The following is a 22,109-nucleotide window of genomic DNA, read 5'->3' as shown; positions in this document are numbered from 1 at the left end:
ATTAAATCCAGCCCAAGCACGTTCCATCATTTTAATAAACGTTTTTAAGTCAAAATCGATTGCTTAAAGAAGACTTGAAACTTTATGACTGATGACGTTTTACAAAATAGCCACCATAAAAAATAGCTAAGAAAAAGATAATCAGTGCTGCAAAATAAAAAGTATAGATAGGACTGCCAAAAAATTGTGACAATGGACCACCAAATAAAGGCCCTATCATGGCACCGAAGCCTTGTATACTATTAATCACGCCCCAAGTTTCTTCTTGTTCACTTGGATGAATAAAACTTGCCATGAAAGTGTTCCAAGCTGGCAACAGGATACCATAAAGCACACCAATGAAAAAGGCGATTATCCATACGACAACAATATGTGTTAAGAACGTTAAAATAAAAATAGAAGTACCGTAAATTACAAACCCTAAAAAGATAACGAAGTACATGAAACGTGTCGAATGGGCATCTATGATTTTTGATAAAAATAACATCGAAATGGTGCAGCCTACACCACCAATAACAATTGCAAGTGTGTATTCAAGCGTCGTCACTCCGACGATATCCAGGGCATATTGCGGGAGTACAGGGACTAATGCACTGATTGCGAGCCCTTGCAACAAGATACCTGGAAATAAAATCAAATGACGTTTAGATACACTTACAATTTGACGTAATTGTTGCTTTACATTTTTCGTATTATAATCGGTCAACTTAACCTTTACAAAGCAATACAAGATGAACGCAATTGCGACACATAGCGACATTAAAAAATTGAAATGTGTTGGATGTGATTTGAATATTAGGTTCATCGTAATCATACCGGCCAGCATCCCAGAAAGCCAAGAAAAATAGACATAGCCCATTTGTTTTCCTCGTGTCCGTTCATCGACACTTGCTAGCATAATGACCCAAATCGGACACACAGCTACGCCGAGCATAACCGAACTTAAAATGAGTACGACAGGTGAAGTAGGCATAAAGATAACTAAAAACAGGCTCACAAGGGCTAATATAAAACCTAAAGTGAGCACAATGGTTGGTCCAAGCCGTTTTAAAACAAAGCCAACAAAAAAGTTACTAATAGAATCTGATATAAAATGTATGGAAATTGCAATTGAAGTGATACTGACTGCAATCGATGTTGCTGTTGGCAATAGGGGTAAATAACTCAGTACGTACATTCCTCGCGCAAATTCCATCAAAAATAAAATAACTAAGAGAATATAAAAATTTCTCATAGTCATTTTATTTGACGAGTAGTTTTGCATATAAAGGCACCTTTCCATAAACAGTTTCACATTGTGATGCGTTATAAAGTAGGTCGAGCAAATCTTGACATAAACGTTGTGTTGCATTAGGTTGACGTGCTTCTGCCATATTTTGAATCATCGCGTTGATTTCATTAGGATGGCGTGTAAGATGTGTGACGATATCAATTGCTTCAGAAGGTGTATCTGCAATTTTTCCAAATGCTTTTTGTTCGAAGTATAAAGCATTTTCGAGTTCTTGACCTGGTGCAGGATTTAAGAAAATCATTGGCACTTTTCGAGTAAGTGCTTCTGAAATTGTAATACCACCCGGTTTCGTAATCATGAGGTGACTTGACGCCATCCACTCGTTCATATTGTTCGTATAACCTAAAATTAAAACATGGCGATTCCCTTTAAATGCTTTACTTAATTGACGTTTTAATTCTTTGTTTCGACCACAAATCATGACTACTTGGGCATTTGGACTTTCATCAATGATACGTTGAATCATTTGTTCAAATCCTTTAGATACACCAAAGGCGCCCGCAGACATTAAAATTGTTTGTGCTTTTGGATCTAAATGATGTTGAGTTAGCCATGCTTCTCGATCGATACGGTCTTCAAACCGTGCCGAAATAGGAATACCAGTGACTTTGAGGGTTTCTCTTGGAATGCCAACACTCGCAAATTCATCTTTTAAATCTTCTGTTGCTAAATAGTATCGTGCAGAATATGGTGTAATCCAGTTTTTATGCATGCGATAGTCGGTCATAACAGTGGCAATAGGGATGTTCATATTGAATTGTTCTGTTAAAACTGACATGACAGGCGTTGGGAATGTCAACAAAATTAAATCTGGTTTTTCTTTTAATAGTAAGTTTAATAATTTATTTAAACCGTAATATTTATAAAAACATTTATCTAACTGGTCTGGGCGGCTATAATAAAATGCTTTATACATACGACGAAAATATTTAAAACTATTGATATACCATTTCTTACAGATTGATGTCATAATAGGATGTGCTTCTAAAAATAAATCATGCTCTATTACTGTAAGATGTTCAAGATTCATATGACTGAGTTCTTCAATAATACTATTTGTCACTTGTATATGACCATTACCAAATGATCCCGTGATAATCAATATTTTTTTCTTTTGAGCTACCATGATAGCCACCCTCCGAGATATTCAGACTTATTACTTTTCTATGTAAGTGTATCGCAATTTGGGCTATTTGTGAAAAAATTAAAAGATTTATTACAAAAATCTTAAAATGTTAAAATAAACAGTATATATGTTCATAAAATATTTAATGTTATTTTTTAATACATAGTATAATAGAAAGAAAAAACAAATAACACCTAAAATTGGCGACAATTTCATTATATTATCTTAATATACAACAAAACTCGGCACAATAGTAATTTAAAGATTTAGGGCTACGGACGTATTAAAATCAATGACTAAAGTTAACTTTATTTACCCTTAAAATGTAGAAGGTAATCTTTTTTATCGCTTAAAATGTTTAACGTGATGTGAACTAACTCACGCGCTGTAATCATCATGTACGCTGAGTATGGACTCAAAACGGTTGAGTATGAAATGATAACCTTGTATTGTCTAAGAAGAAATCTCAAATGAAAATAACTTTTCATTCTCGTTCTCACGAGAGAAAAGTGTATAATATATGCGTATATCAAAAAAGGAGAGATGTCTGTGAACGCGCAACAATTGTTCGAAAATATATTAATAAAACAAGTCATAGGAAGTTTAGATAGAGACATAAATGATATTACGACTGATTCTCGGACAGCGAAAGCCGGAAGTATTTTTGTAGCATCTAAGGGCTATACTGTTGACAGCCATCGTTTTGCGCAAAATGTTGTTGATCAAGGATGTCAAGTGGTCGTAGTGAATAGATTATTAGAGCTAGAAGGTAATGTCACACAAGTGATTGTACCGGATACGTTACGTGTTGCGAGTCATCTTGTACATCATATTTATGATTTTCCAAGTCAACATTTAACAACAATCGGTGTGACAGGGACAAATGGAAAGACTTCAATTGCGACAATGATTCATCATATCTATAGAAAGCTTGGAAAAGGAAGTGCCTATCTCGGTACGAACGGCTTTCAAATTAATGAAACATTAACAAAAGGTGAAAACACGACGCCAGAAACCGTTGTACTTACTAAGAAAATACACGAAGCTGTTGAAGCTGGCGCTGAAGCAATGACTTTAGAAGTATCCTCACATGGCTTAAGTTTAGGGCGTTTAAGTGGTGTGGAATTTGATGTTGCTATTTTTTCTAATTTAACGCAAGATCATTTAGATTTTCATGGCACGATGGAAGCATATGGACATGCTAAATCATTATTATTTAGTCAACTCGGTCAAGACCTTAGTCGTGATAAATATGCTGTTATTAATGCAGATGACGCTTTTTCAAACTATTTAAAATCGGTAACGCCATATGAAAGTATGACATATGGCATAGACAACGAGGCGCAATTTATGGCAACAAATATTGTAGAAACATTGCAAGGGGTGACGTTTGATTTTGTAACGCCATTCGGTACATATCCTGTCAAATCACCTTATGTTGGACGCTTTAATATCTCAAATTTAATGGCGGCGATGATAGGCGTCTGGGTTAAAGGTACAGACCTCGACACGATTTCTAAAATTGTTGCTGACCTTGAACCTGTAGAAGGCCGATTAGAAGTATTGGATCCTTCATTGCCTATCGATTTAATTATTGATTACGCGCATACAGCTGACGGCATGTCTAAACTTATCGATGCTGTGCAACCTTTTGTAAAACAAAAATTAATCTTTCTAGTCGGTATGGCGGGAGAACGTGATTTGACGAAGACCCCTGAAATGGGACGAGTCGCATCTCGAGCGGATTATGTCATCTTTACGCCAGACAATCCAGCAAATGATGATCCTAAAATGCTAACAGCTGAGCTCGCAAAAGGCGCAACACATGATAATTACGTGGAATTTACAGATCGTGCTGAAGGCATTCGACATGCGATTGCAGTAGCTGAACCTGGGGACACGGTTGTACTTGCTTCGAAAGGAAGAGAGCCTTATCAAATTATGCCAGGTCATATCAAAGTACCGCACCGAGATGACTTGATTGGATTAGAGGCAGCTTATCAAAAATTTGGTGGTGGTCCAAGTGAAGATTAGAGAAAGTCATAGTGAGCATCTTTCAGTAAAAGTATGGCTTTATCATAACAAAGGTGAAGACTATATTCTCGTTTCTATACCAGACTTACATTGGTCGATTCAAGTTGACGATACAATGTTTGGTGAAACGCTAACGGAACACTTATTGATGCATTTATTTAATGTTATTGATGAACAAGAAGCGGAAGTTTTAGCTTTACGCATCACACGTTGGATACAAGAAGTATAATTAAAAGGAGATTTAAGATGAGTATTAAAGAAGAAGTGACATCTCGAAAGACCTTTGCGATTATATCGCATCCGGACGCTGGGAAAACGACACTAACAGAAAAGTTATTATATTTTAGTGGGGCTATTCGAGAAGCAGGGACAGTTAAAGGTAAAAAAACAGGTAAATTTGCGACAAGTGACTGGATGAAAGTAGAACAAGAACGTGGGATTTCTGTAACAAGTTCAGTTATGCAGTTTGATTATGATGATTTTAAAATCAATATTCTCGATACACCCGGACACGAAGATTTTTCAGAAGATACCTATCGTACTTTGATGGCCGTGGATAGTGCCGTGATGGTTATTGACTGTGCGAAAGGGATTGAGCCACAAACATTGAAACTCTTTAAAGTTTGTAAAATGAGAGGCATTCCTATTTTTACATTTATTAATAAGCTCGATCGTGTAGGGAAAGAGCCTTTTGAATTGTTAGATGAAATTGAAACGACGCTAGGGATTGAAACTTATCCAATGAATTGGCCAATCGGTATGGGACAAGGCTTCTTTGGTATTATTGACCGTGCAACACGTACAATTGAGCCTTTCAGAGATGAAGAAAATGTGTTACACATCAATCAAGATTATGAACTTGAAGAGTCACATGCTATCGCGAATGATAGTTTATTTGAACAAGCGATTGAAGAACTCATGTTAGTGGATGAAGCAGGCGAAACATTCGATGAAGAAGCACTTATGAAAGGGGATTTAACACCAGTATTTTTTGGTTCTGCCCTTGCGAATTTTGGTGTACAAAACTTCTTAAATGCATACGTCGATCATGCGCCAATGCCTCATGCACGTCAAACTGAAGAAGAAGTTGAAGTGAGTCCTTTCGACCCACAATTTTCTGGATTTATTTTCAAAATTCAAGCTAATATGGATCCTAAACACCGTGACCGCATCGCTTTTATGCGCGTAGTGAGTGGTGCTTTTGAAAGAGGTATGGATGTCACACTCCAAAGAACAGGTAAAAAGCAAAAGATTACACGTTCAACAAGCTTTATGGCAGATGACAAAGAGACAGTCAACCATGCCGTAGCAGGAGACATTATCGGTTTATATGATACAGGTAATTACCAAATTGGAGATACGTTAGTGGCGGGTAATCAGAAGTTCCATTTCAAAGCATTACCGCAATTTACACCAGAAATATTTATGAAAGTATCGCCGAAAAATGTCATGAAACAAAAACATTTCCATAAAGGGATTGAACAATTGGTACAAGAAGGGGCCATTCAATATTATAAATCCCCGCATACCAATCAAATTATTTTAGGTGCTGTGGGTCAACTTCAATTTGAAGTGTTTGAGCATCGTATGAAAAATGAATACAATGTCGACGTAGTTATGGAACCTGTAGGTAAAAAGATTGCACGTTGGATTGAAAATGAAGAAGACGTTCAAGACAAGATGAGTACTAGTCGCTCAATTCTTGTTAATGATCGTTACGACAATAAAGTCTTTTTATTCGAAAATGATTTTGCGACACGCTGGTTTGAAGAAAAGTTCCCAGAAATTAAACTGTATAGTTTATTGTAAGAAGTGGGACGTATACTTTAAAGAGTGAAAAAATTATTTTTTATATTGTTATTTTGATAGAAAATTGGGTATAATGTTTACATCATAATTAAATACCTGTGACTGACTTTGGTCAGAGGGGAGTAACTTGATTAACGTGTCGATCGTTAATAACGCTTTGTCGTCATTACGAAGAACAGTGATTCTTCCGGTGAAGCGGGCATCTGTTTATGCTAAGTGAGACCTTTGCTATTGATTTAGCATGGGTCTCTTTAATTATGTCTGTGACATAAAGACAGTAACAGAGACGCTTAATCAAATGACTATTGATATATTGAGTGTTTATAAAAAATTTTTGTCATATTTCAATTACTGATAAAAGTCGAAGGAGTGATCTTGCAATGGATCCAAGTTTGTTATTAACCTACGGATGGGTTGTATTGGTTTTAGTCTTTTTAGAAGGCTTATTAGCAGCTGACAACGCCATCGTAATGGCTGTTATGGTTAAGCACTTGCCACCAGAACAGCGTAAAAAAGCCCTCTTCTATGGTTTGTTAGGTGCTTTTGTATTTCGTTTTATTGCTTTATTCTTGATTAGTATTTTAGCTAATTTCTGGTGGATTCAAGCGTTAGGTGCAGCTTATTTAATTTACATGTCCACTAAAAATCTATATGAGTTTTTCAAAACTAAAGATAAAGGCCACGAGTACCCTGACAATGATGATCATCATTATGACGATGAGGGTGTAGAGAAAAAAGTAAGCGCTAAAGAGTTTTGGTTAACTGTGGCTAAGGTTGAATTTGCAGATATTGCGTTTGCCATCGATTCAATGCTCGCAGCATTAGCAATTGCCGTGACATTGCCAAAAATTGGTGTTCACTTCGGTGGTATGGATGCTGGTCAATTTGCGGTTATGTTTGTGGGTGGATTAATTGGTGTCATCTTAATGCGTTTTGCAGCCTCATTCTTTGTTGAGTTATTAAATAAATATCCTGGCTTAGAAGGTGCGGCTTTCGCAATTGTAGGTTGGGTTGGTATTAAGCTTGTCATCCTTGTACTTGCACATGATGACATCGGATTAATTCCACACGATTTCCCACACTCAGCTACATGGCAAATTATATTCTGGACAGTGATGATTGGACTTGTCATTATCGGATGGTTCACATCAATGGTTAAAAATAAAAAAGATCAAAAACATTAACATGTTAAAATCAAAGCGTGACATACAGGGTTCGAACAAAGGATTGTTCGGACCCTTTCTTCTTAAAAAAGACTGTGCTATGAGAGATTAAGATTTACTTTTTGAGTCTTAAACGCAATTGGTTTTATGCCGTTTTGATGATGAATCTTGTAACGCCGGATTTAGTATTTTTGATATTTAAAAGTGAATTTTACAGAAATTTAAGCGCTGATATGTCATAATAGAGTGAGAGCAACATAAGGAGGGCGTGCAATGGATCAGGATAAAAAACATGTGATTCCGAGACATCTATATAAAAGAAAAAGACGTGAGTTTTTTCATAATGAAGAGCGTGAAGCCAGATTGAAGGCAGAAGAAGAAGAAAATGCGCTCAAAGCTGAAAAGGAAAAGGCTCAAGTTAAAAACAATGAAGAGCGTGTGAAAGACAATCTACGCAAAGCGCGCATTGAAAAAATCACACATGATGATGGTGATAAGTCACAAAACAAGGTGAAGCACGAAGCAGAACCTAACAAAGAGGCTTCAAGACCGATTCAAGAAACATCATCAGTGTCAATTAATGGCAGTGAAGCAGAGCAATCCAATCATAAAGATGCAGAGACACAACAAGAAAGGTCAGAACAGGTGCAATCATCCAAACAAGTGGATCACAAAGAAAATCAAGATGATCACCAAGACGCAATGATTGAAACACCTGACAAACACCAACAAGAACATCCTCCGAAGCATCAGTACTCAACGAAGCGCGATTGGACTGAAAAAATCACGCAATTTCTTTCTAGAGAATGGGCTAAAATCCTCATTATATTAGCGGTTATTTTAGTGGTCATTTTATTATTTGCAATATTTAATAATGTGAATAAAAGTGAAAATGACAATGTCAAACAAGCGATTCAAGAACAGCAACATCAAAAAGGTACAAATAAAACAGTTACCAAAACGATGGAAAACGCGAATCTCGCAGTTAAATCCGTGGTATCTATAGAAAATAATAGTAAGAGTACACCAGATACAGTTCAAGATGCTAAGCAACAAACGCAAGAAGAAAAAGAAAGCGGATCAGGTGTCGTCTACAAAAAAGTGGACGACACCCTTTATATATTAACGAATGCCCATGTCGTCGGTGATAGAGAAAAGCATGAATTAACATTTGGCGACCATCAAACTGCAATGGGTAAAGTAATAGGAAAAGACAAATGGTCGGATCTTGCAGTCATGACCGTTCATGCACCTAAAGGCGATGTATTAAAACCGATTAAACAAGGCGATTCAAGTGCTTTAATCTTAGGTGAACCTGTGATTGTAGTAGGAAATCCTTTAAGTTTAGATTTTCAAAATACAGTTGGCGAAGGCATCGTATCGGGGCTCAATAGAGATGTACCTGTTGACATCGATAAAGATAATGAATATGATACACTATTAAGTGCCTTTCAAGTGGATGCACCAATTAATCCAGGTGATTCTGGCGGTGCCGTTGTTGATCAAAATGGTGAACTGATTGGGATCGCATCATTAAAAATCAGTATGCCGAATGTACAAAGTATGGGCTTCGCGATTCCTATTAATCAAGCGATACATACAGCAAAATTACTTGAAAAAGATGGTGAAATCAAGCATCCAAATACACACCTTCAGTTAGATAATGTCATCGATGTGACAGATGCAACAAAAGATGATTATAACGTGAATAAAAGTTTAAAAGAAGGCGTAATGGTGAGTGATATTGACGATGACAGCGCTGCCCAAAATTCAGGGTTGAAAAAGGGCGATGTCATAGTAGAATTAGATGGTAAGCCGATTAAAGATAAATTGGCCTATCGACAAAAATTATTTGAACATACAGATTTGAAAGAAGCATTAAAATTAAAAGTGATACGTGAAGGTGAGGTTAAGCAGATCTCATATAAATTGAATTAGCTTTGGGGTGAATGGCGTTGTCCATAGTCAAATTTTTATTGAAAAGATCAAGCCCACAGCAAGGGATTGTCTTATATTACCTTGTCGCTATCGTTGGTGCGTTTTTACTGTTGAATTTGCCAGGTGTACATAAGCCTGGCGTCAAAGTAGCACCCATCGATACTTTGTTTGTCGCTGTTTCGGGTGTAAGTGTAACGGGGTTAACACCGATAAACATATCAGAAACCTATTCTGCCTTTGGTTACATCGTCTTATTGGTTATCCTTAACATTGGCGGTATCGGTGTAATGGCGATTGGTACATTATTATGGGTTGTATTAGGAAAACATATTGGTATTCGAGAGCGTCAACTCATTATGTTGGATAATAATAGAGAATCGATGAGTGGGACGGTCAAGTTAATTTTAGATATTGTAAGAGCAATTTTAGTGATTGAGTTAGTAGGGGCAACACTGTTAGCATTTTATTTTTATCGTGACATTCATAACATCAAAGAGGCTATCTTACAAGGCGTGTTTGTTTCTATCTCAGCAACAACGAACGGAGGTCTCGATATAACAGGAGATTCACTCATTCCATACGCGAATGATTATTTTGTCCAAACGATTGTTATGTTTCTGATCGTATTAGGCTCAATTGGTTTTCCTGTGTTATTGGAGATCAAAGCTTATATTAAAAATAGAATACCTAATTTTAGATTCTCTTTATTTACGAAAGTTACGACTGTCACTTACTTAGTTATACTAATCATGGGTGTACTCGGTATTTTAATGATTGAAGGTCATGGTGTTTTTGCACACGAATCTTGGCACAAAACTTTGTTTTATGCCATGTTTCAGTCTGTGACCACGCGAAGTGCGGGTTTAGAGACATTTGATGTTGCTCAATTTTCAGATGCGACTAACTTATTAATGGGTGCATTGATGTTTATCGGCTCTTCTCCAAGTTCAGTTGGTGGCGGTATACGGACAACGACTTTTGCGATTATTATTTTGTTTGTGATTAATTACAAGCCAAATGCTGAGAAATCATCAATAAAAGTATTTAATCGAGAAATTCATAATCAAGATATTCAGCGCTCATTTGCAGTGTTTTGTATCGCAATCATGCTTACATTTTTAGGAATGTTTATCATTATTCTGTCAGAAGGAAGTCATATTGAATTTGTTAAAATTTATTTTGAAATTATGTCTGCCTTTGGTACGTGTGGGTTATCCACGGGGATTACTTCGCAGTTAAGCAATGTTTCAAAAGTTGTGTTGATGGTTTTAATGTTTATCGGCCGTGTAGGCTTAATCTCATTTATCATCATGATAAGTGGTAACCGCGAGCCGTCAAAATATCATTATCCAAAAGAAAGAATTCAGATTGGTTAAAATGTTAACTTGGCATTATTTCTCTGAAAGTAGCCATCTATTTTGGTTCTTCATTTTTTATGGTGGGATGACATAAGTCATCCTGCTTTTTTGTACAAAAATAGCGCAAATGCCTCTATAATTTTAAGTGACTAAACTAAAAATAAAGGAGACATATTGCGCCTATGTGTAATGATATATTAAAGTTACTAAAAATTAAAGATAATAATATTAAAATCACTAAAGTTGAAGAAGATGTAGTTATTAGAGGTAAGAAATCTAACGTCATCTTTGGTACCCTTTCATACAAGCCTATGACTTGTCCTCACTGTTATCATACGAATCCAAACCGAATACACAAACACGGAAAACGTTTATCGCGAATTACTTTTTTAAGATTCCAAGAGATAGCAGTGTATTTAAAACTGTTAAAACAATGTTTTAAATGTATGGATGGAAAGTGTTACGCTTCTACAGAAAGTATGAGGATATCATTGCTTATACGATTGGAACCCCTCAATTCAATAATGGAGCGATTGAAGGAATTAATCAAAAAGTTAAACTGATTAAAAGAGTTTCATATGGCTATCGCAACTTTTATAACTTCAAAAATCGCATTTTTATTATTTTTAGACTGTATAAAAGACCAAAGAAAAAAGCAATGCCACTTTTCAATAGTGAAATTGCTTAAATAGATTGCGTACCGAGTCGAGACTCCCGAGGCATAGAGCCGAAACCGAAAATCCATTTTGGCTTCTTATGAGCTACAATAAAAGCCAAAATTAGTTGAGGTAAGGCGCCTGGGAAAGCGAGACTCGAAGAAGAAATCGGAAGTTTGCGACTTAATTATTATAGACACATAACCACCATATAAAGTGTACAGCCATTTTAATACACAAAAAGGACCTCCATCTCATTTGGAGGTCCTTTTTATGTTTCATACTTTCAAGGAAGTATGATTAATTTTTAGAATGAATATGTTCGTCAATGTGACGTGTCACATCAACCCAACCACGCCAACCAACGTGAACGGCATCACTCATATAGTAAGGCTCATAATCTTTATCTGATAAATCTACGACATGACCATGATGCGACTCAATAGTTTTTACTATTTTTTGAGTAACTGGCAATCTTCTTTCTTTTGGAAGATTGATATGGTCATACCACTTACCATTAACAGGTAAGAGTACGTACTGCACATCTGCACCTGAGTGGTTTAACGTATCTACGAGTAAAGCGAGGTCGTCATATTCAACTGAATTTGTATGGAATTCATGTTGACGGCTTACAGATTTTTTCTTCTGTAATTTTTTCCAATATTTATCTTTAATATGATATGGATTTGTTTGACTTTGACTTTTTCCATATTTTAAAGCATTTTCGTCTAATTTATTCCAGTTTAATGGTTGTTTCTTGTGTTCTTCTAACAGTTGTGGAAGTTTATTCGTGTGATGAATAGGTAAATAAGCACGTATCGCTTCCATTTTTTCCAAATGATTCTCATATAAAGGATTTAAGAAATGACCATCTGAATGATGTTGAGTAGCCATATCTTTTAAAAACTCATTATCCTTATTATCTTTAAAGTGCAATAAGCGTTTTGCGAAACGCACTTTAATATCATTTGGAATACGTGGATTTTCAAAAATACTATTGATTTGTAACTTAGAAGAACGCCCTAAATAGTTTAACTCAGTTAATCCGTGTTTAGTAAACCATTGAGGTGAAACAATCACTGTCATTTTTTTATCTTTCAAATGATCATATTGAGCGCCTAAAGTCATCACTTGAATAAGATCAGTTGAGCCGCCGATACCCATGTAAAATAAATCTTTTGTATGTCCCTTAAGTAATAATGCGGGTTGAAAAGGATCGTCTTTTGTAAGTTCACTCGAACCATATACCGGGTAATAATGTGAGTCTTTAAGCATGTCAGTTTGTAAATATTCACCTTTTAACATGTTGCTGTCATTGGCAACTTGATATTTAGGTAATTGACTTGAGAGGTGAGGTGGAACAAACCATTTTGCTGGTAACAATATAAAGACAACAAATAATACGATACTTGTTAAAAATGCAATGATGTAATGTTGCTTTGATTTCATCGTAATTTTGCCAATTCGTTAATGATTTGATTTGGCGTTGCCCAATCCTCTCTATTAAAGTCCATAATTGAAACTTCGATATCAAGTTCCTCTTGAAAAGCAACTAATAATTGAACTGACTGTAAAGAATCCATAATACCTTCATCGAAAAGTTGAATGTCAGGGTTTGTTTTTACAACATCGTCTTCTGCAACTTCCGCAATAATATCTAAAACTTTTTCATTAAAATCCATAAATATCGCTCCTTGTAAATTAAGTTTTAATCATTAAATTAATTGGCCTGAGAAAATTAAAAAGCCGAATGCAACAAAGTGGAATGTGATTACAATGCTTAATACATTGATGACAGGGTGATTCCATTTGCCAAAACGTTTTTTACGCCATTTTTCATAGTAGTTATAAAGGAAAAATAGCAATGCGTGATAGAGACCATACGCGACGTAAAACCATTCAAATCCGTGCCACAGCCCCATAATACCGAAGTTAAGTAAAAATGCGATATTAGAAACATGGAACGTCGATTTAATGTATTTTTTCTTAGCCATAAAGAATACAAAACGCATGTAAATACAGTCACGGAACCAGAAAGATAAAGTCATATGCCATCTATTCCAAAAGTCTTTGATATTTTTAGCACGGAAAGGTTGATTAAAGTTCATCGGTGTTTCGATACCATAGATATAACTTAATGCGATTGCAAATAAGCTGTATCCAGCAAAATCAAAGAATAGATAGAAACTGTAAGTATACATATAGAACCAGTAATCCCCAAATGTTTCTAGATGGCCTGTGTATGGCTTAACTCCATAGTTTTGTATAACATAGGCAATAATATATTTATACAGAAAACCAAGCATAATAAAATGAATGGCTTTGCCTAGTAGTTGACGATAACGCTCTTTTGTCAGTTCTTTATCATCATCTTTCTTAAAGCGACGATAGCGATCAATTGGACCCGAAGAAATCGTAGGGAAGAATGAAATAAACTGAATCAGTTTTTTGACGTCTACTTTTTCTTTTAGTGTGTGGTCATGAATTTCCATAATCAATTGAACACTTTTGAATGTAATATATGAAATACCAAGGAATGCAAATAATTCAACAAGTTTTGAACTATGCATATGCAATTGGCCCTTACCAAGCCATGAACTTTGTAAAAGTTTGACCATAAATAATGGTGCAATCGATAAAACTAAAGCTAAGACATAGTAAGACGTTGAGCGATTTTGTGAAGTCATCCGCTCATAAACTTTAATAATCAAAGTTTGCCATAAAATATATGCGATGAAACTTATTAATGGATAACTTATATAACTAATTCCAAATAAGTTGTGTTTTTTGTCAGCAAATATAATGACAATCATGATTGCTGTACTGATAAAATTGTATACTTTAGACCTTTTTCCGAATAACCCTAATATAATAACAGGGAGTAAAACAATGAGTGCAATCACAAAGAAATGAAAACTAGTGTATGGCGTCATGATTGATATACCTCATTAATTCGTTTGCGGTCTAATTTACCATTGTTTGTCAATGGCATTTCATCAGCAATCTCGATTTTTTTAGGAATCATATAATCAGGTAATTCTTTTTTTAGACGCGTCTTAATTTCATGGCTAATGTCTACTAATTGAACGCCTTCAGCATTCAATTTTACAACCCCTGTCAGATAAACAATCTTACCTCTTTTATAAATAGGGACCACCATTGAAGCGCTAATAAACGGTAAAAGGTTCATTCTTGATTCGATTTCTTCAAGTTCCATACGATAACCGTTATATTTGATTTGGTTATCGATACGACCTTTAATAAACCACATCTCATCTTGATGTACAGCGCGATCACCTGAATAATAAGCGCGTTGTTCATCTTCTTTAAAGAATGCTTTTTCCGTCTTTTCAGGATCTTTCAAATAACCGGCACTAACCGAGTTTCCTTTGATGATTAATTCGCCTTCATCAGTTACACTTAACGTCGTACCTGGTCTTGGTACACCAACAGGTACAGTGTCATATTCTTCTAATAAAGATTGTGTGACTCTCACACTCGTGATGGCAACAGTAGCTTCTGTAGGACCATATGTGTTGTATAAATAAGAATCTGGGAACTTATTTAACAATGTTTTAGCTGTACGATGTGCCAAAACTTCACCACAAAATAAAAACGTTCGAAGCCCTTCCATGCCATTAGCATCAAATTGAGGAAGCATCAAACAGATTTCCATAAATGATGGTGTGGAGACCCAAACATTAATTCGTTCACTTTGGAACAATTCATATAAAGATTTAGGTGCAGCTATCATTTCTTTATCAATGAGTAACAGTGTGCCTCCTGAAAGTAAACAAGGATAGATGGCCATTACTGATAAATCAAATGAAAACGGTGCTTGGTTGACCCAAACGTCTTTAGTTTCATGTTGATTAAGCGAATCTACCCAGTTTGCAAATTCAACGAGACTATCGTAGTAAATTTCGACACCTTTTGGCATACCTGTTGATCCAGATGTAAAGATGGTGTAGGCAATTGCATCACCTTTAATCGGTGTGAAAGGCGTCTCTTCTGTAAATGATTGAATATCTTGAATAAAATATTCAGTTGATACGTGTTGACCTATTGTTGCGTCAGTCGTATTAATAATATATTGCGGGACAACTTTCTCTAAAATATGAGAAATACGATTTGCAGGGATGGATTGATCAATTGGGACATAACCACATCTTGCTTTAAGTGCAGCAATCATACCCACAATCATAAATGGTGACATATGACCGTATACAACAACTGGTGCGCTGCTATTTGAGAGTTGTGCTGCTAAGCGGTTCGAGTATGTTTCTAACTCTAAATAACTTAATGACTCACCACGATGTTGAACGGCGATATCATTAGGCTGTGTCTGACTGTACTGTGCAATCATTTTTAAAACATCTTTCATGTTTTAGCTCCTTTAATATTAAAAATCATTATAAATAAATGTGTTATGTGCATCGCCATTGCCATATATAAAGTACAAAGTCAACATAATAGCAAAATAAAGTAACGTTAAGGCGACGAATCTAACAGACGAGCGATTGAAATTCATAAACAATATTCACCTTTCGTGTAATGATTCATGACGTTTTGTTAAAGTAATTTAATCCGATAAAGTTAATTTAAGTTAATATTTTCTGAAAGTCAATTCATTTCTTGTAAAAAAGAATAAAAATACAAGAAAATAGGTCTGAAGATGTATGAGAATTTGTTAAATAAATAAAAATATTTTTATAGTAAAATGAATAACTGAAAATAGATAAATAATTAATATGGTACAGTTTAACCAAGGTCTATTAAATTTGTTTGGATTTATTAGCGGAATAAGTTCTTTTTAATTCAATCGTTAAAGGCTTGAAAATTATGGTAAAATACGAATTGAATCATAATGATTGGGGTGAAAGCAATGAGTCAGCATGATGAAATGAATATCCAGATTATTGCAACGTCTGATATGCATAGTCATATTTTAAATGAAAGTGAGCATTCAAATATTTATCGGGCAGGTACATATATTAATGAAGTAAGACGTCAACATGACCACGTCGTTTTATTGGACAATGGTGGTAATCTAGCTGGAAGTATCACTGCGTTTTATTATGCCATCATTGCACCATATAAACGCCATCCGATGATTAAACTTATGAATGCAATGGCATATGATGCAAGCGGGATCAGTTCGAATGAATTTAAGTATGGCTTGGACTTTTTAAACCGCTCTATAGCACTTGCACGTTTCCCTTGGTTATCAGCTAATATTGAATACTCAAGAACAAGAGAACCTTATTTTTCAACGCCGTATATGGTGAAAAATATTAACGGCTTAAAAATTGCGGTTGTGGGTTTAACTTCAGAAGGGCTAATGAAAAATGAAAATATAGAAATGGAATCAGATGTGACAGTAGAGAAAGCCACTGTAGCAGCTAAAAGATGGATTCGTTATATTTATGAAACAGTAGAACCTGAATTTTTAATTGTATTGTATCATGGAGGATTATCTAAGTTAAGTCATGATTCGAAATCACAAGGTGAGAATCAAGCAGAAATGATTATGAAACAAGTGGGGATTATTGATTTAATGATTACAGGGCATCAACATGAGACAGTGATTGAAAATGACGGTGACACGCTATTTGTTCAAGCGGGTCAAAATGCTGAGAATTTAGTGCATGTAAATGTTAAATTTCGTAAAAGACGGAATTCATTTGAACTGCTCGAAATGGAGCCTGAAATTGTGTCTCTAAATGAATACGAAGAAGACCAGTCGCTATTAGATTTAACATATTATGACCGAAAAGCGGTCAGAAGTTGGAAAAATGAACCCATTCATCATCACGATATAGATATGTACTTTTCGCATTTTCATGAACTCCTTGTTCGACCTCATCCATACATCCAATTGTTACATGAAAGTCTCGTTCAAGAATTGGAAGCAACCATGACATGTGTCAATTTGCCTTTACCTAATGCGACAGGTTTAAAGGGGGGCTTGAAAAATGAAGACATATACAATATGTATCCACATCCTGATAAGCCAATGGATATGACACTGAAAGGAAGCGTTATTAAACAGCTCATTGAAGAAAGTGCAGCCCACCTTGAATGGGACGGCAACCATCTAACTGTGGGTGACATGGATCCGACGCACTTTTTATTTTGGTCAGGTTTTGATTTCACAATTGATATCAATCAGCCGCCATATTATCGTGTGACACAGTTTGGTTTGCATGAAGATTATAGTTATCGCATTGTCATGACGGATTATATTTATCGTCACTATAAGGATATTTTACCAGATGTGACATTACATCAAACTTATCCAGTAACGATGCCAGAGCTGATTGCGAAAGTTCTTAAACAACAGTTAGAAATAAAAAGACCTAAGTCGAATATGTCTATTATCGGTTTATAATAAAAGCCCCATAAGACTAAGCAAAAGTGCTTAGAACTTATGGGGTTTCTTTAGGTTAACTTTGATACTTTGTAATGAAATAAAGTAGGTTTCATTTACAAAATCTCGTTATCATATCAGAAGAACGTGATGATTATTTATCTTGACGATGACGACGTTTACGTAATAAGAATAGGCTACCTAATCCAGCTAATAAAGTACCAAACAGCGTACCTTGATTTGAAGAAGTTTGACCAGATTTCGGTAATGCTTTAGATTTTTGTTGTTCAGTCATCGCTTCATGATTTGAAGCATTTGATTGAGACGTTTCGTGTTGTCCTGGCATACCAGGCTCGTTTGGCATATTTGAAGACGGTTGGTCCGGATTACCAGGCTCATTTGGCATATTTGATGACGGTTGATCTGGGTTGCCAGGTTGGCTTGGTACATTCGGTGATGGTTGGTCTGGGTTGCCAGGTTGGCTTGGTACATTCGGTGACGGTTGATCTGGGTTGCCAGGTTGGCTTGGTACATTCGGTGATGGTTGGTCTGGGTTGCCAGGTTGGCTTGGTACATTCGGCGATGGTTGATCCGGATTACCGGGTTGGTTCGGTTCATTTGGTGATGGTTGATCCGGATTACCAGGTTGGTTTGGTTCATTCGGTGACGGTTGGTCCGGATTACCAGGTTGATTTGGTTCATTCGGTGATGGTTGATTTGGGTTGTCCGGTTGATTTGGAGACGGTTGATCCGGATTATTTGGATTGTCTGGTGACGGTTGGTCCGGATTATCTGGATTGTCCGGTGATGGTTGGTCAGGCGTTGATTTATAGAAGCCACTGTCGATAGTATAATCGTCAGCATCAACGAGAATTTTTGCTGTTGTACCATTTGAGTCTGTATTTAAAAAGCCTTGACCAGTAAGCGTTGGTGTATAACCATTAGGTGTTTCAAAGTCAATAGTATATTCACCTTCTGCGACATCTTTAAATAAATATTTACCATTTTCGTCAGTCACTTGTGTACCGATGATGTTGCCATCTGCATCTTTAAGTGTAACGGTTACGTTGGCAATACCAGGCTCGTTATTATCTTGAATACCATCTTTATTTGAGTCTTCCCAAACTTTATCACCCACATTATATTTAGGTGTTTCTGTTCTATAGAACCCTTGGTCTACTGTTAAGTTATTTCCATCGCTAATAATAGCCATCGCATCTACTGGACCGTCAGAATCGAGGGCATCGTTACCAGCATCTGACTTGGTAGGTGTATAATCTGCAGGTGTTTCAAAACTCACTTTATAATTACCGTTTTGTAAATTGTCAAAAGAGTATTTTCCGTTTGCATTCGTTTCTGTCGTATCAATGACATTTCCGTTACTGTCTTTCAAAGTCACTTTTACGCCAGCAATGCCGGGTTCATTGCTATCTTGAATACCATCTTTATTGATATCATCCCAGACTTTATCGCCGAGAGAGTAGACTGCTTGTGAGCCATCTGCTGTACCACTTGAGCTACTTTTTAAAATATTATTATCCCAAGTCAAACGATCGTATTGGTTGTATTGGTTTTGCGTGTACATTGTTGAGCGTAAGTTAAGATCTGCTTTTGAATCAGGTTTTTCTTTACTTGTCACTTTAACGATGTAACGTGCACCATTTAAATTACCAAAATTGATATAAGCTAATCCATCTTTATAGTAGTTAATGTTGAATTGGTTTGTAACATCTTGATACTGACTATCTTCTACACCAAAACTATCATTTAATTTGTCATTAGGACCGACTTTGAAAATTTGGATTTTAGAATTTTTAGGATCTAATTGACCATTACTTTTAGCTGGATCATCTTGGTAAGATTGCAGTGCCACAACTGTTCCCTTAGCTGTACGTTTCATCGGATTGACATAAATATATTGTTCATAATCGCCTTTATCCGGATCTTCAAGTGTAATCATTGATTTAAGGTTAGAATCGCCAACGTTATAATATTCACCATAATTCACATTGATTTGTGTATCTAAACTTTCACCCGCAACTTTGTAGTTCAAAGGATAGACTTTTGAGTCTGTTGCGACTTTACGATCCATAAACTGTGTCAAATTAAACTGACCTGAGATGTTCGTTAAATTATTTACAGCATCAGTAAAAGTATAGGTCATACGATGATTTTGAACGTCGTAATCACCAAGCGCAATCACTTGACCATCTGCATTTTTAATTTTCTCTTGATGATTTGGGTCAAATCGTGTATCCCCATAGACATTGACTGTTTTTGGCATTTCAACAGTAAAGTAGTCACCGCTTTTTACTTGGCCATCAACGTTAAATTTACTTCTCAAATAATAACTTCCTGAGTTGTTCGGTTCAATATATGTTTCAGAAGTAGAAATGTCTGTAGCGTGGACTTTATCGTTTACATTTGAACCACCGGCTGCGACTGGTTGTGCTTCATTTTTACTTACAGCACGTAATTTTGTTGTCCCTTTAACTTTTTTTAATTCAGAAGATGTATTAGGTGATTGTGTGGTACGTAAGCTTTCTGTAGATGGGCTTTGAGTGTTTGTGTTTGAAGATTCAACAGGTTGAGTAGATGGTGTCGTATTCGTTTGAGGTGTATTAGAATTTGAAAGGTTTTCTTCAGGTGTTGTATTTTGATCTGTTGAATTTTGATTGCTAGACGCTTGCGTGTTTGGATTTTGTTCTTTTGCAGTTTGATTCTCTATATTTTGATTCTCTGTATTTTGATCTTTAGTTGTCTCAGTATTTGTAGGTTGTTCCTTCACATTTTGAGTATCTGTTGCTTCTTTTTCAGTAGATGTTGAAGCTGGGGATTTTTTAGATTGTGTTTGCTGTTGTTCAGTTGAAGGTTGTTTTTCAGTTGAATTCGTAGGTTGTTTATTCTCTGTTGTTGCGTTTTCAGAATCTGTTGTTGAAGATGAATTTGTAGATTGCTCACTTTCTGTTGATGCTTTTTCTGGACTTTCTTGTTCTGTTTGATTTGTTTTTGACACAGATTCTTGATTTTCAGGAGACTGTGCATTTTCATTCTGAGTATTTGCGTTATCTTTCGGTTGTGATGCAGACGCTTCTTTTGCTGCATTTTCATCAGTTGAGGAACTATCGTTATTTGTTTCGGTTTGCGTGCTAGATGCATCTTCTTTATCTTGTGACTGTATCTGGTTAACGGTCACAGGTTGTTGCGTATTTTCTGCCGCAAATGCTTCGTGATGAATACCAAAAAATGCAACGGTACCTATTAAGAATGAGGCGGTACCTACAGAACATTTTCTAATCGAAAAACGAGAAAGTGTTCTAGCCTTAGTTGGGTAATGCTTGTTCATAAAACTATCATCTCCAAATTCAAATTTATTGATTAATCGATTAATTAATCGTGTAAAAATTCTATCACAACAGATTGTTAATTACAAAGAGTTAAATTAAAGCTTTTAATTAAACGTATATGTTTAAATAGAAATTTATGATATTTAAAAAATGACGTTAAACAACTGTAATGATATTTTTGATAATAAAAAAATATATATTTATCAGAATTAATAGATTTAAAAAATAGGTGGTTTACGGAATCGTTGAAGGATGGAAATGAGCGTTATATTTATTTCATATACGTAATGTTATAAGGCTTTTTGATAGATTGAGGTATGGTCTCCTATATTTTTGGGGTGAACGTGATAGGGCAAACGGGTATAAAAAAACAGCAAATGGCCTGTAAAACGGCAACATTTGCTGTTGAAATTAACCATGAAAAATTAACAAAATTACAACCGCTACAATTTGGGCTACTGTCGTTGTGACAATACGGCGTGTATACGTATAACTCAAACTGAGGATTAACTGACAAATAAATATAAAGATGACAATCCACCATTGATCAAGGTAGATAAAAAATGAACTAGAAAGTAATGCGCTTATCAAAATTGCAGGCCAAGCGCGATGTGTCAACTGCGTGATTGACTTTTGCAGAATTGAGCGAATATAAAGTTCGTGGCAAGGCATAACAAAAAGCAATGTGACGAGCATTTGCCATTTGAAGTAAACGCCTGTCCGCGATAACTGTCGAATTAATGACGTATAGGATAAGTCACTTGTAATCCAAGAAAAAATGACTTGGACTAGGACAAGGACAACACCTGTAATAAGTCCTGTAATAATCGACGTCGTTAAACGCTTAGATTCAAAATCACGTTGGTAAAAAACATAACTAATTCCAGCAATCAGCATAATGCCTGTATACAACTGCCAATAAACTTCATGTTCACCCCACATAATAAATAATATAATGTGAAAGGCAATAAAACTGAGTATAAACCAAAGTAGCGACTTATTTATTTTTTTCATACG

General features: G+C 35.7%; 17 protein-coding genes and 1 pseudogene. 9 read left to right on the top strand and 9 right to left on the bottom strand.

Translation table 11 applies throughout. The features are described 5' to 3' along the window. Window positions 1-82: 82 nt before the first annotated feature. Together ltaA and MUA40_RS08770 are read right to left on the bottom strand one after the other, a co-directional pair. Window positions 83-1,264 carry a lipoteichoic acid biosynthesis MFS flippase LtaA gene (ltaA, locus tag MUA40_RS08775; RefSeq protein ID WP_016424670.1) on the bottom strand — a complete coding sequence of 394 codons (1,182 nt, stop codon included), beginning with the start codon at window positions 1,262-1,264 and terminating at the stop codon, window positions 83-85. Beyond that, window positions 1,242-2,417: a diglucosyl diacylglycerol synthase gene (locus MUA40_RS08770; RefSeq protein WP_016424671.1), complete on the bottom strand. Its 1,176-nt coding sequence runs from the start codon at window positions 2,415-2,417 to the stop codon at window positions 1,242-1,244. Before MUA40_RS08770 ends, ltaA begins: the two co-directional genes overlap by 23 nt. Window positions 2,418-2,966: 549 nt before the next feature. On the opposite strand from MUA40_RS08770, the gene MUA40_RS08765 reads away from it, so the two are divergent. The 8 genes and pseudogenes from MUA40_RS08765 to MUA40_RS08730 all read left to right on the top strand — a co-directional run. Further along, complete coding sequence (locus tag MUA40_RS08765) at window positions 2,967-4,451, top strand: UDP-N-acetylmuramoyl-L-alanyl-D-glutamate--L-lysine ligase (RefSeq protein WP_016424672.1); 1,485 nt, start codon at window positions 2,967-2,969, stop codon at window positions 4,449-4,451. Beyond that, the gene (locus tag MUA40_RS08760; RefSeq protein WP_016424673.1) at window positions 4,441-4,680 is read left to right on the top strand and encodes a YueH family protein; all 240 of its coding nucleotides are present in this window, start codon (window positions 4,441-4,443) and stop codon (window positions 4,678-4,680) included. Before MUA40_RS08765 ends, MUA40_RS08760 begins: the two co-directional genes overlap by 11 nt. A 17-nt stretch (window positions 4,681-4,697) precedes the next feature. Beyond that, a complete protein-coding gene (locus MUA40_RS08755) occupies window positions 4,698-6,260 on the top strand; it encodes a peptide chain release factor 3 (RefSeq protein WP_016424674.1) in 1,563 nt (520 codons plus the stop codon). 380 nt (window positions 6,261-6,640) lie between these two features. Further along, on the top strand, window positions 6,641-7,444 hold the full coding sequence (locus tag MUA40_RS08750) for a TerC family protein (RefSeq protein ID WP_016424675.1): 804 nt from the start codon (window positions 6,641-6,643) through the stop codon (window positions 7,442-7,444). Window positions 7,445-7,696: 252 nt separating this feature from the next. Continuing rightward, window positions 7,697-9,361, top strand: a complete 1,665-nt coding sequence (locus tag MUA40_RS08745) for a S1C family serine protease (RefSeq protein WP_167733059.1) — start codon at window positions 7,697-7,699, stop codon at window positions 9,359-9,361. An 11-nt stretch (window positions 9,362-9,372) separates the two neighbouring features. Then, window positions 9,373-10,737 carry a TrkH family potassium uptake protein gene (locus MUA40_RS08740; protein ID WP_016424677.1) on the top strand — a complete coding sequence of 455 codons (1,365 nt, stop codon included), beginning with the start codon at window positions 9,373-9,375 and terminating at the stop codon, window positions 10,735-10,737. A 164-nt stretch (window positions 10,738-10,901) separates the two neighbouring features. Continuing rightward, window positions 10,902-11,282, top strand: coding sequence for a transposase (locus MUA40_RS08735; RefSeq protein ID WP_016424678.1), 381 nt, complete (start codon window positions 10,902-10,904; stop codon window positions 11,280-11,282). Then, window positions 11,240-11,407 (top strand): annotated as a pseudogene (locus MUA40_RS08730) (transposase); the annotation flags it as partial. The gene MUA40_RS08735 and the pseudogene MUA40_RS08730, both read left to right, overlap by 43 nt. Window positions 11,408-11,675: 268 nt before the next feature. Here MUA40_RS08730 and dltD read toward each other — a convergent pair. The 5 genes from dltD to MUA40_RS08705 are packed head-to-tail and all read right to left on the bottom strand — an operon-like array spanning window position 11,676 to window position 15,906. Continuing rightward, window positions 11,676-12,824, bottom strand: a complete 1,149-nt coding sequence (gene dltD, locus MUA40_RS08725; protein ID WP_016424679.1) for a D-alanyl-lipoteichoic acid biosynthesis protein DltD — start codon at window positions 12,822-12,824, stop codon at window positions 11,676-11,678. After that, window positions 12,821-13,057: a D-alanine--poly(phosphoribitol) ligase subunit DltC gene (gene dltC, locus MUA40_RS08720; protein WP_016424680.1), complete on the bottom strand. Its 237-nt coding sequence runs from the start codon at window positions 13,055-13,057 to the stop codon at window positions 12,821-12,823. The genes dltD and dltC overlap by 4 nt, the downstream gene beginning before the upstream one ends. Before the next feature lie 33 nt (window positions 13,058-13,090). Beyond that, complete coding sequence (dltB, locus tag MUA40_RS08715) at window positions 13,091-14,308, bottom strand: D-alanyl-lipoteichoic acid biosynthesis protein DltB (RefSeq protein WP_016424681.1); 1,218 nt, start codon at window positions 14,306-14,308, stop codon at window positions 13,091-13,093. Further along, window positions 14,305-15,759 carry a D-alanine--poly(phosphoribitol) ligase subunit DltA gene (gene dltA, locus MUA40_RS08710; RefSeq protein ID WP_016424682.1) on the bottom strand — a complete coding sequence of 485 codons (1,455 nt, stop codon included), beginning with the start codon at window positions 15,757-15,759 and terminating at the stop codon, window positions 14,305-14,307. The genes dltB and dltA overlap by 4 nt, the downstream gene beginning before the upstream one ends. A gap of 18 nt (window positions 15,760-15,777) precedes the next feature. Beyond that, a complete protein-coding gene (locus MUA40_RS08705; protein ID WP_081635134.1) occupies window positions 15,778-15,906 on the bottom strand; it encodes a teichoic acid D-Ala incorporation-associated protein DltX in 129 nt (42 codons plus the stop codon). A gap of 354 nt (window positions 15,907-16,260) precedes the next feature. On the opposite strand from MUA40_RS08705, the gene MUA40_RS08700 reads away from it, so the two are divergent. Continuing rightward, window positions 16,261-17,766, top strand: a complete 1,506-nt coding sequence (locus MUA40_RS08700; protein ID WP_037559078.1) for a bifunctional metallophosphatase/5'-nucleotidase — start codon at window positions 16,261-16,263, stop codon at window positions 17,764-17,766. Window positions 17,767-17,899: 133 nt separating this feature from the next. Here the strand turns inward: MUA40_RS08700 and MUA40_RS08695 are convergent, their stop codons facing one another. Both MUA40_RS08695 and MUA40_RS08690 read right to left on the bottom strand, forming a co-directional pair. After that, entirely contained in the window at window positions 17,900-21,091 is a 3,192-nt protein-coding gene (locus tag MUA40_RS08695) for an SdrD B-like domain-containing protein (RefSeq protein ID WP_262569422.1), read from the bottom strand. Window positions 21,092-21,503: 412 nt separating this feature from the next. Beyond that, window positions 21,504-22,106 carry a CPBP family glutamic-type intramembrane protease gene (locus tag MUA40_RS08690; protein ID WP_016424686.1) on the bottom strand — a complete coding sequence of 201 codons (603 nt, stop codon included), beginning with the start codon at window positions 22,104-22,106 and terminating at the stop codon, window positions 21,504-21,506. Between the last annotated feature and the right edge of the window lie 3 nt (window positions 22,107-22,109).

The sequence above is a fragment of the Staphylococcus schleiferi genome (assembly GCF_025558325.1).
GTDB lineage: Bacteria > Bacillota > Bacilli > Staphylococcales > Staphylococcaceae > Staphylococcus > Staphylococcus schleiferi.
Note: the sequence above shows the minus strand (reverse complement) of the source record. Positions and strands in the feature narration are given on the sequence as shown.